This window comes from Pseudoalteromonas sp. K222D (assembly GCF_017653575.1).
Classification (GTDB): domain Bacteria; phylum Pseudomonadota; class Gammaproteobacteria; order Enterobacterales; family Alteromonadaceae; genus Pseudoalteromonas; species Pseudoalteromonas nigrifaciens.
In genome coordinates, this window is the sequence record NZ_JAGGDL010000002.1 from 196,636 (window position 1) to 212,097 (window position 15,462).

General features: G+C 39.8%; 14 protein-coding genes. 2 read left to right on the forward strand and 12 right to left on the reverse strand.

What is annotated here, in order from left to right:
* Positions 1-21 precede the first annotated feature (21 nt).
* The 7 genes from J5X91_RS02385 to J5X91_RS02415 form a co-directional block, all read right to left on the reverse strand.
* Positions 22-897 carry a sugar phosphate isomerase/epimerase gene (locus J5X91_RS02385; protein ID WP_208833991.1) on the reverse strand — a complete coding sequence of 292 codons (876 nt, stop codon included), beginning with the start codon at positions 895-897 and terminating at the stop codon, positions 22-24.
* A 94-nt stretch (positions 898-991) separates the two neighbouring features.
* Positions 992-1,741 carry a gluconate 2-dehydrogenase subunit 3 family protein gene (locus J5X91_RS02390; protein ID WP_208833992.1) on the reverse strand — a complete coding sequence of 250 codons (750 nt, stop codon included), beginning with the start codon at positions 1,739-1,741 and terminating at the stop codon, positions 992-994.
* A gap of 1 nt (position 1,742) precedes the next feature.
* Positions 1,743-3,422, reverse strand: coding sequence for a GMC family oxidoreductase (locus J5X91_RS02395; protein ID WP_058375092.1), 1,680 nt, complete (start codon positions 3,420-3,422; stop codon positions 1,743-1,745).
* 2 nt (positions 3,423-3,424) lie between these two features.
* On the reverse strand, positions 3,425-4,117 hold the full coding sequence (locus J5X91_RS02400; RefSeq protein ID WP_208833993.1) for a DUF1080 domain-containing protein: 693 nt from the start codon (positions 4,115-4,117) through the stop codon (positions 3,425-3,427).
* A 23-nt stretch (positions 4,118-4,140) separates the two neighbouring features.
* A complete protein-coding gene (locus tag J5X91_RS02405) occupies positions 4,141-5,373 on the reverse strand; it encodes an MFS transporter (protein WP_208833994.1) in 1,233 nt (410 codons plus the stop codon).
* A 10-nt stretch (positions 5,374-5,383) separates the two neighbouring features.
* Positions 5,384-6,439 carry a sugar phosphate isomerase/epimerase family protein gene (locus J5X91_RS02410; protein ID WP_208833995.1) on the reverse strand — a complete coding sequence of 352 codons (1,056 nt, stop codon included), beginning with the start codon at positions 6,437-6,439 and terminating at the stop codon, positions 5,384-5,386.
* Positions 6,440-6,446: 7 nt separating this feature from the next.
* Positions 6,447-7,607: a Gfo/Idh/MocA family oxidoreductase gene (locus J5X91_RS02415; protein WP_208833996.1), complete on the reverse strand. Its 1,161-nt coding sequence runs from the start codon at positions 7,605-7,607 to the stop codon at positions 6,447-6,449.
* Between the two features lie 165 nt (positions 7,608-7,772).
* On the opposite strand from J5X91_RS02415, the gene J5X91_RS02420 reads away from it, so the two are divergent.
* The gene (locus J5X91_RS02420) at positions 7,773-8,498 is read left to right on the forward strand and encodes a helix-turn-helix domain-containing protein (protein WP_208833997.1); all 726 of its coding nucleotides are present in this window, start codon (positions 7,773-7,775) and stop codon (positions 8,496-8,498) included.
* Here J5X91_RS02420 and J5X91_RS02425 read toward each other — a convergent pair.
* Positions 8,495-9,379, reverse strand: a complete 885-nt coding sequence (locus J5X91_RS02425) for a BadF/BadG/BcrA/BcrD ATPase family protein (RefSeq protein ID WP_208833998.1) — start codon at positions 9,377-9,379, stop codon at positions 8,495-8,497. The genes J5X91_RS02420 and J5X91_RS02425 overlap by 4 nt on opposite strands.
* Positions 9,369-10,109 carry a copper homeostasis protein CutC gene (locus J5X91_RS02430; RefSeq protein ID WP_208833999.1) on the reverse strand — a complete coding sequence of 247 codons (741 nt, stop codon included), beginning with the start codon at positions 10,107-10,109 and terminating at the stop codon, positions 9,369-9,371. Before J5X91_RS02430 ends, J5X91_RS02425 begins: the two co-directional genes overlap by 11 nt.
* 372 nt (positions 10,110-10,481) lie before the next feature.
* On the opposite strand from J5X91_RS02430, the gene J5X91_RS02435 reads away from it, so the two are divergent.
* Positions 10,482-13,310 (forward strand): TonB-dependent receptor, encoded by a 2,829-nt coding sequence (locus J5X91_RS02435; protein WP_208834000.1) that lies wholly within the window; start codon positions 10,482-10,484, stop codon positions 13,308-13,310.
* 233 nt (positions 13,311-13,543) lie between these two features.
* On the opposite strand, the gene minE is transcribed toward J5X91_RS02435, so the two are convergent.
* Genes minE through minC form a run of 3 tightly spaced genes read right to left on the reverse strand, consistent with a single transcriptional unit; the run spans position 13,544 to position 15,331 of the window.
* A complete protein-coding gene (gene minE, locus J5X91_RS02440) occupies positions 13,544-13,810 on the reverse strand; it encodes a cell division topological specificity factor MinE (RefSeq protein ID WP_024604840.1) in 267 nt (88 codons plus the stop codon).
* A gap of 1 nt (position 13,811) precedes the next feature.
* Entirely contained in the window at positions 13,812-14,621 is an 810-nt protein-coding gene (gene minD, locus J5X91_RS02445) for a septum site-determining protein MinD (RefSeq protein WP_011330130.1), read from the reverse strand.
* A 5-nt stretch (positions 14,622-14,626) separates the two neighbouring features.
* Positions 14,627-15,331: a septum site-determining protein MinC gene (gene minC, locus J5X91_RS02450; RefSeq protein ID WP_208834001.1), complete on the reverse strand. Its 705-nt coding sequence runs from the start codon at positions 15,329-15,331 to the stop codon at positions 14,627-14,629.
* Positions 15,332-15,462: the final 131 nt, after the last annotated feature.

Genomic DNA, 15,462 nt, shown 5'->3' on the forward strand with positions numbered 1-15,462 from the left:
AAAATTACTTTCCTACCGTAGTTATTGTGCCATTTCCTGTAAAATCACATCAAGATTAGCTTTAGATTTAGCAACACTTTGCATTGGCGTTAAACCATGCGGGTATTCTTCTTGCTCTAATACCAGCCATTGAGTACCGCCGTGCTGAATTAATGACTTTATCAGTGACTGCCAAGAATAACTATTTTCACCAATAATAGGACTTAGGTCATCATTTTTATGGGTGCGAATTTTTAAATGGGTCGATATTGTACGTTGCGGATAATTTTTCACGTAAGTGAGAGGGTTCTTCCCTGCATAATTAACCCAACCAATATCGAGTTGCAGTGGCATATTAGCCGGTGTTTGGGTCGCAATGTAATCCCAATAAGTAGCGCCTTTATAATGGTTAAACTCTTGATCATGATTATGAAAGCCAATCTGCATATCGTAACGTTGGGCTATATTATTTACTGCAATTAGTTGCTTGGTTAAAGCAATTACACCAGTAGGATGCCATGCGCGTTCATCCCATGGTACAAATAATAACGATACGCCTAAGGTTTTATAAAATAGAAGGGTGTCTGAAATACTCTCATTCGTTAGTACTTCAAAGCCAATATGCGCACTGCTAGCAACTAAATTTAAATCACTAAGTTTGCGTTTTAGCTTGCTCGGATCATTGCGGTAACTACCAAAATCACCGGCAAACTCTACTCCTTGAAAACCCATAGCAGAGAGCGACTGTAGTGTACCTTCAAAGTCTGCCTTTAATGCATCTTTAACCGACCAAAGCTGTACACTTACAGGCGGGAGTGCTTTTGCTGTTTTAGCACTCACTTGCAACGCACTGCAGCTTAGCGTTACAACACCAATAAACAGCAACGTTTTTAGTTGCCAAAATTTTGTATTAAACATCACAAAATACCTATTAAATAAGCAAAGAGGTGAATCCCTCTTTGCGTTTGTTTCTTTTATGTAGCCATCGTTAGATTAACGGCATTAATTTAAATCAGTCTTTATAAGCGTATTCGCTTAAGCCTAGTTCTGCTAACACATGTTCTAAATGTGCTTTGGCTTCATCGCTAGGGCCAGGGTAATCACCAGCAATAGGTACATTACCTAAGTAACCGATATCTTTACAGCCTTGTGGCGTGCAAAAGTAAGCACCTAACACCAAATTTTTAAAGCGTAAAAAAGCATCACTTATACGTTGAAACTGAGCGGGTATATCTTCACCAACATAGGCAATATCATTTAATATAGCGGTTTGTTGTTCACTATTTAATTGCACAAAATTAGTTTCAAAACGAAGTGCTGCCTCATCGTCAATCCACGCTAATCCATGCAGGATAGCTACTCTATCTTTTTGCTGGCCGTTATAAGGTGCGCTTACCCATTCATTAATTACACTTGGTACCTGTACTTGTGAAGCACTTGGATTATTACCTTCTTGGGGTACTATGTAATCTGCAAGTATAGCGACGAGTGTCAGCTGGGCATTAGTTAAGGTGAGCGGCCAAGGCGACTCTGGTGGGAGCACCATATTTGGATCTGTACCATAACCTTTACCTGTTACTGGGGCTATGTCTATATCAGGCCAATGACCAGCTTTGCTCATAGAACCATCGAGTGCTTTAGTGCAACCAGCACTTAGTGACACGGCCGATCCAGCGGCGAGTAGCCCAAGCCATTTTAATGATTCACGACGTGACATTCCTGAAGCGTATTTGTTAGAGTCGATGCGATCTTGTGTATCCATGTTATAGCACCCCTTTTTCAATTTGTTTTGCAAGCCACGTTGAGTTACGCATTGCGAGTGTCATTATTGTTAAAGTACAATTTTTATGTGGATTTGATGCAAATACACCGGCATCCATAATAAATAGGTTTTCGCATTCCCAGGTCTGACCCCATTGATTAGTAACAGACTCTTTTGGCGAGCTACCCATTCTGGTAGTACCTACTTCATGAATAATTTCACCACCTTTAGAAATCGCTTTTTCTGCAGACGGTAATTTACCGACCTTAGCACCCATATTTTCTAAAATTTGTTTTGCTGTTTTTAATCCGTGTTCAATTTGCTTAAGCTCTCGGTCTGACCATCTAAAATGGAATTTAGAAACGGGGATCCCCCATTTATCTTTAACGGTTTCGTCAATTTCCATGTAAGTGTCTTTGTTTGGGAGCATCTCGCCACGCAGCGCAAAGCCAACATAAGAGCCATATGCATCACGAACTTGTTGCTTAAGGGCAGGCCCATATCCTTGTTTATCACCCGACACACCTGAACCTGGCTGATTAAAGCCGCTACTTATTTCAAAGTGGTAGCCACGTGGAAAGTCAAGCTCACCTTTGGCATGTGCTTTGTGTCCCCACCAAGGAATAAACAAGTGGTTGCCAGTATGGCCATCTTCGTTATAACGCGGGCGTCCTTTTAAAGCAGGAATTTGCGCGCCTAACCAAGCACCAGTAGAGTCCATCAAGTTACGGCCTACCTGATCGCTCGAGTTAGCTAAACCTTTAGGGTGTTTGGCTGTTTTAGAGTTCAGCAAAATACGCGCTGATTCACATGCACTGGCAGCAAGAATTACCACATCAGCTGAGAGAGTATGCTCAGTTACAGATTTTTTCTCAACATAGGTCACACCCGTTACTTTACCAGCGTCATTTACCGCGACAGATTTAACCATAGCGTCGGTAACAATTTTTAAATTACCGGTCGCCATTGCCATAGGTAGTAGGGAAGTTGTGGTTTGAAAAGCAGCACCAATAGAGCAGCCGCTACCACAAGGTGTCGCATAAAAACACGCCATGCGATCATCTTTATTACGTGTAAGTACGGCTCTGTGCATAGGGACTGCAGCAATACCTAATTTTTTAGCACTGGCTGCAATTAGTAACTCCGGCACTCTAGGTGTTGGTGGCGGCTGTAAAACACCGGGTGCAGAAGGAGGCATATCATCTAAACCCGTATTAGTTCCACAAATACCAACGAGCTCTTCAGTTTTGTCATACCAAGGTGCAATATCTTCATACACAAACGGCCAATCGGCGCCTTGGCCGTCTTGACTTTTACCTTTAAAGTCGTGTTCACTAAAGCGCAACGAATAGCGTCCCCAGTGATTGGTTCGGCCACCGAGCATACGTGCTCGCCACCAATAAAAATCGGTACCTTTGGCATTTGTGTAGGGCTCGTCTGGTACTTGCCAACCACCATCTACTGTAGCATCGTAAAAACCAAAGCTTTTATCTTTAGTGCCTGCTCCCATTAGAGGGGCTTCGCTATTTCGGCGAAACATTGGGCTTTCTGTTTTCGGATCGTAGTCTCTACCAGCTTCTAATAATAAAACTTTATGGCCCAGTTTGGTTAATGTATAAGCGGCCATTGCACCGCCAGCACCCGAACCAACAACCAGTACTTTATGATCGAATTTAGACATAGTTATAGCTCCTTAATTTTTATATTTTTAAACCAAACTTTGTCACCATGATCTTGAAGACCAATATGCCCTTGCTCAGCCGTTGCAAAGTTTTCCCACGTAGCAAATTTACTATTGGCCACTAAGGTGTTCCAGGTAGTACTGCCAATTACAATACTGGTAGTACTGATACCGTTTTGCCATACCTGTAGGTGCATATTCTGCATGCGAATACGTACATGGTTCCAGTTATTTGCAAGTTTGTGAGCTGCTTTTGGTGCTGCAAAAAGATCGTAAATAGAGCCAGATAAATGAGAATCTATTTTATTATCTGAGTGTTCTACATTATCTAAAATTTGAATTTCTGGCGCATGGGAATAGATCATACTGCCAGTTTCGTCGACTAATACAAAAATACCGCTGTTGCCTTTTGTAGAGATCTTCCAATCCATTTGTAATTCGTAGTCGCGGTACATTTTTTTAGTGAGAATATCGCCGCCACCTTGCGTTAGGGTCATGGCGTTATCTTCAATTTTCCATGCTGAGTTAACCGTGTCACTTTTAAAGTTACGCCACATAGACATATCTTTACCATTAAAAAGTGATTGCCAGCCGGCTTTTTGCTCTTCTATGGTTAGTTGGTTATCTGGTGTATGGGCAAAAGCACAGCTACTAAAAGCCAGTGCAAGTGACAACATTTTGAATGATTTAAGCATAATGTAACCTCGTTTATTTATTTTTAATGGTTGCTACTAGACGCGTTTTTTAGCGTTTTATTTTTATTCATAATCAGATGAAACCCAGCAAAAACCACAATTAATATAATAGGGAAAATAAGCAGATTTCCTAACACTGTTTGCCCTGCTAATACTTGAGTTTGCTGCACCGTTAAGTTTGCCGCTTCGGCTTCTTTACTTGCGGCATCAATCCAATGGCCGATTACCGGGTTCCACATGCTAACTGCAAACATGCCAGCACCGCCCATTAATGACATACCCAAAGCGCCTGTTTTAGGGGCGAATTCTGCAACGCAGCCAAGCATGGTGGGCCAAAAGTAAGTGACGCCAACAGCAAACATTGCTGCTGCAAAGTAAATAGCGTTACCTTGCACTTGGCTCATTAAAAATATTCCTGCGGTGGCAAAGATTGCTGATCCAAGCAGTACCCCAGTTGGGCTAAAACGATGAACAATTGGTCCTGCAAAAAATCTGCCTGTAGCCATAAGGCCAGTTATAAGCGCTAAAATCACCATAGGTGAAGCACCCGAAGAGCCTAAAATCTTTTCTATCCATTGTTGTGTGCCAAACTCGGTAATGGCTGTCACTGTCATACAAACAATCAGGAATAAATACACGGGTGATAGTAGGTTTTTTAGGTTTTTGCTGGTTGAGTTTACTTGCATATCAAACTGTGGAAACTGTGATTTGAGTATCATCACACCATATATAATGGTTGGAATAAGAATTAATGCCACTTGCCATTGCCAGTTTAATCCTACAGCAGTCATAGCGCTTGAAGCCAAAGCTCCTATTACGATACCACCTGGAAACCAAACGTGGAAACGGTTGAGCATAGTGGTGGTGTTTTTTGGAAACATTTGAGCAATTAGTGGGTTACAACCAGCTTCAACAGAGCCATTAGCAAAACCAATTAAAAAGGTAGAGACTAACAATCCCCAAAAACCGTCTGCGGTAATGGTTAAAATGAGCCCAGCAAAGTGACAAACAAAAGCCAGTGCTACAAGTCGTTTAGCTCCAATAGCATTATATATAAAGCCGCCAACCATAGTGGCAACCGGGAACCCTAAAAAGGCCATGGCGTTAACCCAACCTAGCTGAGTGCTAGTAAGGCCAAACTGTTCACCTAGTTGGCCTAATATTCCGGCGCGGATCGCAAATGTCATTGAGGTAACAATTAATGCAATACAGCAGAGCCTAAATACTAGGCGGTTGTTATTATTATTATCATTCATTAGCGATATCCTATTTAATACCTAAAATGCGATTGTTACGTTGGGTATCTGTTTCAGCTCGACTAAAATCGTCGAATGCCTTATCAGTTGGGCGGATCAGATGTTGTTTAATAAATTCAGCCCCTTCTTTTGCGCCATCCTCTGGATGTTTAATACAACATTCCCACTCTAAAACAGCCCAGCCATCAAAGCCGTACTGAGTTAATTTGCTAAAAATACTTTTAAAGTCAATTTGCCCATCACCTAAAGATCGAAACCTTCCTGGGCGATCTTGCCAGTTTTGATAGCCGCCATATACGCCAGAGCGACCGTTAGGAGTAAATTCGGCATCTTTAACATGAAATGCTTTTATTCGTTCATGATAAATGTCTATAAATGCGAGGTAATCAAGTTGTTGAAGTACAAAATGACTAGGATCATAAAGAATATTTACGCGCGGATGATTATTAGTTGCCGCTAAAAAGCGTTCAAACGAAACACCGTCATGTAAATCTTCACCAGGGTGAAGTTCAAAACACACGTCTACACCCATTTCGTCAAAGCAATCTAGTATAGGCAGCCAACGTTTAGCTAATTCTGCAAATCCTTGTTCAACCAGTCCTTGTGGACGTTGCGGCCAAGGGTAAAAAGTATGCCAAAGTAATGCCCCAGAAAAAGTTGCATGGGTTTTTAATCCCAACTTTTGGCTTGCTTTGGCTGCTAGCATTAATTGCTCTTTTGCCCATACGGTTCTTGCTGCGGGGTTACCTTTAACTGCTTGCGGCGCAAAATTATCGAACATTTCATCGTATGCTGGATGTACAGCGATTAACTGCCCTTGCAAGTGAGTCGACAGCTCTGAAATTGTAAGCCCTGCGTCTGCTGCAATACCAGTCACTTCATCGCAGTATTGCTGGCTTTGAGCTGCTTTTTCTAAATCAAATAGGTCCGAATTTGAAGTTGGCAATTGAATTGCTTTATAACCTAAGTTACTTGCCCAGTGACAAATGTCTTTAAAGTTATTAAATGGCGGTTTATCTGAGATAAATTGTGCTAAAAATATCGCCGGTCCTTTTATTTCTTTCATTATTATTTTATCCAATTTTAAAAGTATGCCATTTGGTATCTTGTGCTGATGCAGACACCGCATTTTCAATAAATGCCATGCCACGAATTGCTTCATGAATACCGGGTACATCAAACTCGCTGTTTACTGTTGTCAGCCCTGATTTACTGGCTTGAACTTGCTTAGCAAAATTTACATAAATATTAGCGAATGCTTCAAGATATCCCTCAGGGTGGCCTGCTGGAGTACGTAATGCATTTGTGGCAGCGTTACAAAGTGGGCCAACACCCGCGCGTAACAAAGTAGCGGGGGCGTTATGACTTCTTAACCACAAGCTATTAGGCTCCATTTGTGACCATTCAATACTGGCCTTATCGCCATAAATACGCAGAGTGAGGTTGTTTTCTTCGCCCAAGGCAATTTGGCTGGCAATTAACACTCCTTTACTGTGATTGTTAAAGCGTAGCAATACAGTACCGTCATCATCTAGAGTTCTGCCGGGGACAACGTGATTTAAATCAGCACATAGTTCAGTAATCTCTAAGCCGCTCACGTACTCAGTTAAGTTAGCTGCATGGACCCCAATATCTCCCATGCAACAACTAATACCTGACTTGCTAGCATCTAAACGCCATTGTGCTTGCTTAGATGTTTCGTCATTGCTATTGGCTAACCAACCTTGGTTATATTCAACAATTATTTTACGAATATTGCCAAGCTCACCATTAGCAATACGATGGCGAGCCTCTTTAACCATTGGGTAACCTGTGTAGGTATGTGTAAGCCCGTATACAACATGGCTAGTTTCAAGCTGTTTTTTTAGCATTAATGCTTGTTCTAAATTAAGAGTAGCGGGCTTATCGGAAAGTATATGAAAACCATATTGAATAGCGAGTTGTGCAATAGGAAAATGCAAATGATTAGGCGTTACAATAGCGACAAAATCGATACGTTGATCTGCTGGTAATAATGACTCTGCCTCAAACATGGCTTGATAACTTGCGTAGCATCGAGCGGGATCTAAGCCAAGCATTTGTCCTGCAGCCGTGCTCCGTGCTGAGTCTGAACTAAAGGCACCGGCTACTAACTCTATTAATCCATCTAAACGTGCTGCAATACGATGTACAGCCCCTATAAAAGCACCTTCGCCGCCGCCCACCATGCCCATACGTATTTTGTTACTATTCATGGAAAAGCTCCTTTTAGTAAATAAGATTACTAAAGTAAGTTAAAAACATGTTATTTATAATAGGGAAATGAAATGTTAAGTGATAATAGTAATTCGGTTAACAATGAGACAAAATCGGCGTTTGCAAGATATAAATAAATACGCGTAGGGGCGCTAAATAGCACAATGGATGAAGATAAAATTATAACTAAAGCGGGTATACACCAATTAATAGCCGCATTTGACTTGCTACCTGATATTTTGTTTTGGGTTAAAGATACGCAAAGTAGAATTTTACATTGCAATCAACATTTTATAGAGCACCAAGGATTTAAGTCACTTGATCAGATTTTACTAAAAACTGATTTTGACTTTTCCCCAAAGCATTTGGCTTTTCAATATGTAAATGATGATAAACGGGTTATGCAGGGGCATGTTGTTACCGACAGACTTGAACTTAATCAAACACTAAGTGGTGAATTAGCGTGGTTTTCTACTTCTAAACAGGTACTAAGAGGTGATAATGATACTATTTTAGGCACCTATGGCGTAACTCGTCACTTAGAAAAAACATCTAAAGCATTATCTCATGTTAGGGTAATTGAAGAGCCTGTTGAATACATCAGAAAATACTATCATCGTACAATAACTATTGATGAACTCGCTAAATTAGCGCACCTTTCAGTAAGTGCATTAGAGCGGCGTTTTAAAAAACATTTAGCTAAAACACCGAATCAATTTATTAACGAAATCCGCCTTGAAAATGCACGTAAGCTGTTAGTTGAAACACGCTTACCTATTTCACAAATTGCCTATCAATGTGGTTTTTCGGAGCCGAGTTATTTTAGTAAGCAATTTAGACGGTTGTTCGGTGAAATACCGTCTCAATTACGTAATAAAATAGAAGATTAAAGTATTTTATGGCTGTGTTTTGCTAATTGAATTGCACCTTGCTCAGGAGTCGATTTAGCTTTGCTAAGGTACTGTTGTGTTTGTGCAGTTAACCAAGGCGTAATTTTTACTGCTGTACCACCGATTAAAGAAACCCTGGGGTAACCCATACTCACTAGGTGATCTACATAGCGGGTTATAAATTTAGCGGCATATTGTAAAAGTGATTTAGCATAGGGATCATCAGGCATAGAAAACACTAAAGGAGCAAAACTGGCAAAGTAAGCAGGCTTTGCTTTAAGTGCTATTTGAGTGATATCGCTACTAGAGGTACAGTTAATTTGTGCTAAGAGCGCATTAATTAATGGGCTTGTTGGTAACAAACCATCGGTTACTTCTAACGCATAGCGAAATAAGTTTAATCCTAACCATCCGCCACTTGCACCATCGCTTAACAGTAAGCCATAGCCACCAAAGTCTATGCATTTATTAGATTTTTTAGCTCCTGCACAAAATCCAGTACCTAAAATAATTACGGCTCCAGGTTTATTAAAATGAGCCCCTTGGCAGGCAATATCTATGTCTGTGGTTAAGCTCAGTTCGGCAAATGGATGTTGCCAATCGCGCATTACTAGCATAGCGCTTTTTATATTCGCTCCAGCAAGTCCAGCGCAAGCCACAATGGATGATATTGCGGTGGTAGGTAATTTTGCTTTGCTTAATACTGTATGTGTTGCTGCAATAATTGACTTTTGCGCCACCTCAATAGAGGTGGCAATATTTGCAGGCCCACTTATAGCTTCAGCTAATAGTTTACCTTGGGCATTTTCGAGCCTAACTTTACACTTTGTACCGCCACCGTCAATGCCTAAAAATAGCGCAGTAGATGTATTATCGTTCATTCTTTTTTCCTATTATTTCAGCAAGAGTACACACTGCTAAAGGATCTAAATACCCATCTTGTTTATATACAGCAGAGTGTACATGCAGCGAAACTTGATTATTGTTATGTCTTGCTATTTGCCACAGTTTAGCTGCATTACTGCTAGTAACTCCACCACCAATAACGACCTCTATTCGATTGTCAGCAAAGTTTATTAGCGTTTTTAAGTGTTGTATATTTTGTATTATGCTAGTGTTACTAAGCCACTTTGTTCCGTTAGTTAATACACGACTAATACCAAGCTCTATGAATAAATTGAGAGCGTCTTGCCAGTTTTCAATACAATCGAATGCGCGATGAAAAGTAACACTGAGGTGATATTTTTGTGCATGTTTTACCAGTGTTCTAGTGGTTTTAATATCGAGTTTACCGTGACTAATAGCACCAAATACAACTCCTGTTGCACCTAACTTAGCCGCACTTTCAATTTGTTCTAACATAGTAGATAGCAGTGCTCTATCGACTTCAAATAAATTGCTAATGGGTCTTATCATTACTAACAAGTCACCGTCATGAGGCATATTTTCACGGGCAACCTTAATCGCTGCAATGCTAGGAGTTAGGCCATCAAGATGCATGGCACTACACAGTTCTACTCTGCTTGCACCACAGGTAAATGCAATGTGAATATTACTAGCTAACTTATCAAGTTCATCTGCGCTTAAGCAGATTTCAAAATTATTACGCATTGTTGAGCCTATCATTTCTTTAAAAAATCCGATTAGCAAATAAATCGAAAAGTGAATGCTTATCAAAAATTGTAATATAAGACATTTAAATCAAAGTATTACGATTTAAATAGGTGTCGCTCAAAATAACAAACAGAGCATGGATACTATAAACCAGGTTGAGATTAATAAAATCTATTTATTAGTAAACGCCGATTTTTTACTAGTGTTCACCGAAATACTATTATCACTTTTTGTACTGTATCCCTATCCTGAAACGCAGCTTAACAAAGTGTTAACTCGTACAAAGCAAAGCTGTGGAAGTATATAACCTAAGCGTTAATTGCTCGCGAACACTATTTGACAACACTTATAATACTACTGGAGATAATAATGGTTAATAATAACAGTGGAAAAATAATAAAAAACGCCTCAGGATTTAAAAAACAGAGAACACACCGCTCTCCTGCATCTTTATTCAAAGCATCATTAATTAGTTGCGCTGTTTTAGGCGTGCTTTCATCTAATGTATATGCAGAAACGACTGGTGAAGAAATTGAAGTAATCCAAGTAAGAGGAATTTACTCGAGTACAGCTAAAAACTTATTGCTTAAGCGTACTTCAAATTCTGTTGTTGATGCTATTACCGCTGAAGATGTGGGTAAGTTTCCAGATAAAAACATTGCAGATTCTCTTCAACGTGTATCAGGGGTAATGATTGACCGAAGTGGCGGTGAGGGAAACCGCGTTAGTATTCGTGGTACCTCATCAGACTGGACGTTAACTCAATTAAATGGCAACTATATTGCCTCGTCAGATTCTGGCGTTCCATCGCGCAGTTTTAACTATGCTTTATTACCAGCAAATATGATTAGCAGTGTTGAGGTTTATAAAAGCCCCGAAGCACGAATAGATGAAGGCGGAATTGGTGGTACAGTCATTTTACACACGCGAAAACCGTTAGAAATGGAAGCTAATGAAGGCGTTGTTAGTGCCGAATTTACTTATGCGGATGTTACTGAGAAAACAGAACCACAACTTAACTTACTGTATTCATGGAAAAATCAAGAATCAACATTTGGTGTTCTTGCTGGATTTACACGACAAGATAGAACAGTAAAAACGATTTCGAATGATGCAATGGGATGGCGCCTACATTCCGATACAGATGAAAAAGCAGATCGTCCTGCAATAGTGGATCAGGCTACCGGGGAGGTTTACAATGATGTTTGGGCGCCTAGCGGCATGTATATTAACAACTCAACTCAAGATCGTACTCGTGATGGTTATCAGCTAGCAGTGCAGTGGACCCCGAGTGCAAATTTAGAGTTAAACCTAAATTATTTTGGTGCTAAAGTGGGCTACGATGACATAGGACAGGCAATTACTTTTGCTGAGTGGAATGATAACCATAATCCATATTTTGGTGTGCAATTAGACGGTGATACTGTTATTGGTTACGGCAATGCAGATAATGGCCTGCTCAATGATCAAAACTGGGGAGATGCCGATGTTAATAATGGCGTTGCTATACGCCGTGGTTTATTGTCGCCGCAATTAACAGGTCGTGAAAAAATTGGTGAATCAAAGTCAGATACCTTTGATTTTGAAGGGATCTACCATGGCGACACTTTTACAGCATCTTTTAAAGTAGGTCGCACCCAAGCCGAGGGTGGTACTTCAAAAGAAACATACGCCAATATAGATGCCAGACAAGGCTCAGTAAATAGCTGGCATTGGTCAACGGTTGGTGGCAAACCCAGTTACGACATTTCAACAGATCTGGCCTCGGATAAAAAAGCATACCAATACTATGATTGGTTTGATTCTTACTCATCAGAAAATAAAGACACTGAAGATTACGCACAAACAGATATTAAGTTTGATGTAGACAGCAGTATATTCACCACTATTTTTACAGGTGTTAAATATCGAGATCATCAAATTGAAGGCTCAAGAAATGACTTCCGATGGGATGATGGTATAGCTGATAACGGTGGTTATCGTGGCTATTTACCAGGCACAGAATGGTTTCATAACCCTGACTTTCACCCAGATCCTGAGTCACTCGTTAGCGATAATGTAGTTGATAACAGTGCGGGTAATACAGGAGCGTTTAATTATTTGGCCTTCGATTTTGCTGCATTAGATGCATATATACAGGATAACTTCACCCAAACAGTAGTTCCTACTTTAGCGGGTACTTATACATTAGAAGAAAAAATATGGTCTGCTTATGTGCAGTCTAATTTTGAATGGCAAGATTTTAGAGGGAATATAGGTGTAAGGTACGTTAAAACAGATTTATCAACTCTTACTTACGATGATGTAATTGGTCAAGATGACGATAGTATTACACCTAATAACCGTAGCAGTAATAACAGTGAATTTTTACCTAGCTTTAACTTAGCATGGGATGCGAGTACTGATATTGTGGTTCGATTTGCTGCTGCACGTACCATGTCGCGAGTAAGTTATGCTGATTTGAGCCAAGCAGAATCTTATGGCCCGCCTGTTAATATTAACTCACCAGACTCATGGACAGGTAGCGGTTTTGGAACAGCAGCTAATACTGGTTTAGAGCCTATGATATCGGATCAGTTTGATCTAGGACTCGAGTGGTATTACGGTGAGGGTTCGGCGCTAGGAGCCACTTTATTTACCAAAGATATTGCTAATTTACCGATTTCTAGTGTGGAAATTGTACAGCGCGAACATGATTGTTGTAATGGACCATTTGATGTTGAAATGAGCACCAAAGTTGGCGGCGGTGATGCAAGTTCTGACGGGGTAGAACTTTTCTTCCAGCACTCATTTGAAAGTGGCTTTGGTGTACTTGGAAACTATACATATACAGAAACCAGCAGTAGTAAAGTATCAACTGACGGCCAAATAACTGAAGCTGAAATACCGGGTACGGCTAAGCATCAATATAATCTTTCAGTTTACTTTGAAAATGATGACTTTAGTGTACGAGCATCTTATAACTGGAAGGACGACAGGGCTAATGGCATACATAAAGGTTATAATATGTATACCAAAGCATACGGTCAATTAGATGTTAACGCTGGTTATAATATTAATGAAAGCCTTTCAATCACGGCCTCTATTGTTAATTTAACTGAAGAGATTGAAGAAGGCTATTGGAAACAAAGTAACCGCTTTACTTATAATAAATATTCAGGCCGACGCTTTTACTTAGGTGCAAACTATAAGTTTTAAATAAGCTATTTTAATACTGAACCAAGAAGAGAGCCCAAGTGGCTCTCTGTTCATATCCAAAATATAATACAAATTAGAGTTTAGGATATGTTGATCTTTCAAGGCTAATTAAAATATGATTATTCTACTTGTAATTTATATAAGCCAATAAACTCTAAAGTTAAAAATAAAAAAGCCGATCACTTTAATGAACGGCTTTTTTGCTAACAGTAATTTAATGCTTAATTACTGGCTTATACTTTTGGCTCTTCGTCAGGCAAGGTTACGTTTAGCTCTAGCACGGCTAAGTCATCTTCATTCTGATCAAACTGAACCTGGACTGCATCACTGCTCACGTTAACGTATTTACGGATCACATCTAAAATATCTTGTTTTAATTGTGGCAAATAATCCGGCGTTCCTCGTTGAGAACGTTCGTGCGCGACTATGATCTGCAATCGCTCTTTTGCTAATGACGCACTGTTTTTCTTTTCTGAGCGGAAGTAGTCAAGTAAAGACACGTTAACCTCCAAATATCCGTTTGAATAAACCTTTTTTCTCTACATCTAAGAAGCGAAAGTCGACAGTCTCACCTAGTAAGCGGCTAATAGCGTCTGCATAAGCTTGGCCTGCATCAGATTCGCTGTCTAAAATAACAGGTTGGCCAGAGTTAGATGCACTTAATACTGCTTGAGACTCAGGAATAACGCCTAATAAATCAATCGCTAAAATATCCTGAATATCTTCAACCGATAACATTTCACCTTTCGAAACACGATCTGGGTTGTAGCGAGTAATTAATAGATGTTCTTTTATATTTTCTAAGCCTTCTTCAGCGCGCTTAGACTTACTGTGTAAAATACCTAAAATACGATCTGAATCTCGCACTGAGGATACTTCAGGATTTGTTGTTACAATTGCTTCATCGGCAAAGTACATTGCCATCATAGCGCCAGCTTCAATACCCGCTGGTGAATCACAAACAATGTAATCAAAATCTTCTTTTAATTCGTTAAGTACGCGCTCAACACCTTCACGTGTTAGGGCGTCTTTATCACGTGTTTGCGACGCAGGAAGTAAAAATAGTTTATCAACACGCTTATCTTTAATAAGTGCTTGATTTAAATTTGCTTCACCATTAATTACGTTTACAAAGTCGTACACTACACGACGTTCACAACCCATAATTAAATCTAAATTACGTAAGCCAATATCGAAATCGATAATAACTGTTTTGTAGCCTTTTAATGCTAAGCCTGTACCAATTGCGGCACTTGACGTTGTTTTACCAACACCACCTTTACCCGAGGTAACGACAATAACTTTTGCCATGAGATTTATCCTTTAACCAAAGCTGAAATTTCTAATGATTCATTTTTTTGTTGTATCTGCACAGCGCTACCCCAGTGTTCACCTTGCAGTGAATCACTGATCCAGTAATTGCCATTAATTGAAACGAGTTCTGCTTCTAAGCGATTACAAAATATATGTGCGTTTTTAAACCCTTTTGCACCAGCGATTGCTCTGCCACGCAGGGTTCCGTATATATGTACGTTGCCATCAGCAATAACTTCTGCGCCATGGCTTACAGCACCTAGTACCACTAAATCGCGATCTTTTGCATAAACTTGCTGACCAGAGCGTACCGTGCCATTAATTATTTGTGCAGGCAAGTGCACTGTTTTTTCAACAATAGATGTATTGGGTTCTTTTTTAACAGATTCACTCTTAACGTCTTGTGAATAATTTAATACCGATAGGCCAGCAGCTTTAGCTTGTGTATGTTGCTCGTCTGAGCCATTACATACACCAACCGCATTAAAGCTCATGCGCTCAAGTAATGATTTTAAATGGACAAAATCGAGAGAGTTATTTTTTATCTCATTTAAGTTAACAACAATAGGCGCACCTTCAAAAAACTTGGGTGCTTGGGCTATTTTTATATACAGTTGCTCTGCTAAAAGATTTATATCAGTACTATAAAGATGTAAAACTGATAACGTAAAAAGATTCCCTTTTAGCTCAAAAATTTGTTCTGACATACACGCTCAATTGAATTATCTGATCAGAGATTAAATTTAGATAAACGCAGGCTGAATAAGGCCTTTATTGAAATTTTCAATCTAATTTTTCTAACTTATTATTGCTCTCATGTTATAGTGTGAATCATTGT

Excerpts from the sequence above, each read along its gene's own strand:
- J5X91_RS02405 (WP_208833994.1), bottom strand. The coding sequence starts at position 5,373 with ATGAATGATAATAATAATAACAACCGCCTAGTATTTAGGCTCTGCTGT.
- J5X91_RS02385 (WP_208833991.1), bottom strand. The coding sequence starts at position 897 with ATGTTTAATACAAAATTTTGGCAACTAAAAACGTTGCTGTTTATTGGT.
- J5X91_RS02415 (WP_208833996.1), bottom strand. The coding sequence starts at position 7,607 with ATGAATAGTAACAAAATACGTATGGGCATGGTGGGCGGCGGCGAAGGT.
- J5X91_RS02430 (WP_208833999.1), bottom strand. The coding sequence starts at position 10,109 with ATGCGTAATAATTTTGAAATCTGCTTAAGCGCAGATGAACTTGATAAG.
- J5X91_RS02400 (WP_208833993.1), bottom strand. The coding sequence starts at position 4,117 with ATGCTTAAATCATTCAAAATGTTGTCACTTGCACTGGCTTTTAGTAGC.
- J5X91_RS02420 (WP_208833997.1), top strand. The coding sequence starts at position 7,773 with ATGGATGAAGATAAAATTATAACTAAAGCGGGTATACACCAATTAATA.
- minD (WP_011330130.1), bottom strand. The coding sequence starts at position 14,621 with ATGGCAAAAGTTATTGTCGTTACCTCGGGTAAAGGTGGTGTTGGTAAA.
- J5X91_RS02410 (WP_208833995.1), bottom strand. The coding sequence starts at position 6,439 with ATGAAAGAAATAAAAGGACCGGCGATATTTTTAGCACAATTTATCTCA.
- minC (WP_208834001.1), bottom strand. The coding sequence starts at position 15,331 with ATGTCAGAACAAATTTTTGAGCTAAAAGGGAATCTTTTTACGTTATCA.
- J5X91_RS02395 (WP_058375092.1), bottom strand. The coding sequence starts at position 3,422 with ATGTCTAAATTCGATCATAAAGTACTGGTTGTTGGTTCGGGTGCTGGC.
- J5X91_RS02435 (WP_208834000.1), top strand. The coding sequence starts at position 10,482 with ATGGTTAATAATAACAGTGGAAAAATAATAAAAAACGCCTCAGGATTT.
- J5X91_RS02390 (WP_208833992.1), bottom strand. The coding sequence starts at position 1,741 with ATGGATACACAAGATCGCATCGACTCTAACAAATACGCTTCAGGAATG.
- J5X91_RS02425 (WP_208833998.1), bottom strand. The coding sequence starts at position 9,379 with ATGAACGATAATACATCTACTGCGCTATTTTTAGGCATTGACGGTGGC.